Annotated in this window: 1 protein-coding gene; it reads right to left on the bottom strand. The window is 71.3% G+C overall.

Annotated elements, in window-relative coordinates; genetic code table 11:
* Positions 1 to 185: 185 nt before the first annotated feature.
* The coding region (locus ACFWPX_RS30690; protein WP_378931350.1) for a FadD3 family acyl-CoA ligase at positions 186 to 1572 on the bottom strand (1387 nt) is incomplete at its 5' end.

The raw sequence follows: 1572 nt of genomic DNA, 5'->3' as shown, positions 1-1572 counted from the left end.
GGACAACGGCCCCCGTGGCTCCCCCCCCCCCGCCGGGGGGGGGCCCGGCCCGCCCCGGGGGTGGCGGGGGGCGCGGGCGGGGTCGTTAATTTGTTTCCGGGCCCGTTCCGCGCCCCGCACTCGACTCCGGCCGCCGGCGCACATCGGTGCGCTCGCGGCCGGAGTCGGTGGTCTCGCGGAGATGGTCAGGTCAGCTGGTCCTTCATCACCTTCCCGGTCGCGTTGAGCGGCAAGGCATCCAGGAACCGCACCGAACGCGGCACCTTGTAGCCGGCCATCCGGTTCCGGCTCCAGGCGATGAGCTCGTCCTCGGTGACCTCGGCCTTCGCCACCACGTACGCGCGGCCCACCTCGCCGAGCCGCTCGTCGGGGACCCCGACCACCGCGGCCTGGGTGACCGCGGGATGTTCGAGCAGGAACCCCTCGATCTCCGCGGGATAGGCGTTGAAGCCGCCGACGATGAACATGTCCTTCTTCCGTCCGACGATGCGTAGTCTGCCGTCGATATCGAGCGCACCGAGATCGCCGGTGTGCAGCCACCCGTCCGGATCGATGGCCGCGGCGGTCGCGTCGGGATCGTCGAGATAGCCCAGCATGACCGAGTATCCGCGCACGAGGACCTCGCCGTCCTCGGCGATCCTGACCTCGACCCCGGCGCAGGGTTGCCCCACCGTGGTCGCGATCTGTTCGAAGGTGTCACCGGGCCGGGAGGCGGTGGCCGTGCCGGCTTCGGTGAGGCCGTAGCCGGTCATGATGGACCGGAACGGCAACTCCTGGGCGATCCGGCGGATGAGCTCCACCGGGATGTCGGCGGCACCGGTCACCGCCGCGCGCAGCGAGGACAGATCATGGGTGCCTTTCGATTCCAGCAGCGCGTGATACAGGGTGGGTGGTCCGGGCAGCATCGTCACCCGTTCGCGTTCCACCAGGTCGAGGACCGTCTCGACATCGAAGACCGGCACCGGAAGGACGGTCGCGCCGCGGATGAGCGAGGCCACCAGTCCGGCCTTGTAGCCGAAGGTGTGGAAGAACGGGTTGACGATCAGATACCGGTCGCCCTCGCGCAGATCGGCCAGATCGCACCACTCCGCGTAGAGCCGCAGGGTCTGCCGATGGTTCATCGTGACGCCCTTGGGCCGTCCGGTGGTCCCCGAGGTGAAGATGATGTCGGCGACATCGGTTCCCGCGACGGCACATTCGAACGGCTCGCCCGAATCGAGGAACCCGGATTTCAGATCGAACACCGGCACCTCGGTGACACCGGTGTAGTCGGTGCCGAGGAACCCCTGTTCCACCAGGACCGCCCTCGCCCCGCTACGCCGGATGACATCGGCCGCTTCGCCCGCCTTGAACCGCGTGTTCACCGGCACCAGCACGGCCCCTGCGGTGAGCACGCCGAACGCCGCGATCATCCACTCCGCCGAATTGGGCGCCCACAGCGCGACCCGGTCGCCCTTGCCGATACCCGCGGCCGCGAGGGCCCCCCGGGCGGGGCGGGGCCGGCGCGGGCCGCGGGGGGCGGGGCGCCGCCCCCGCCGCGCCGGCCGCCGGCGCCGCGCGCCGCGCCCCGGG

It is taken from the genome of Nocardia sp. NPDC058518 (assembly GCF_042719655.1).
In the GTDB taxonomy this organism is placed as follows: domain Bacteria; phylum Actinomycetota; class Actinomycetes; order Mycobacteriales; family Mycobacteriaceae; genus Nocardia.
The sequence above is the reverse complement of the archived record's forward strand: the minus strand, read 5'-3'. Positions and strand labels throughout refer to the sequence as shown.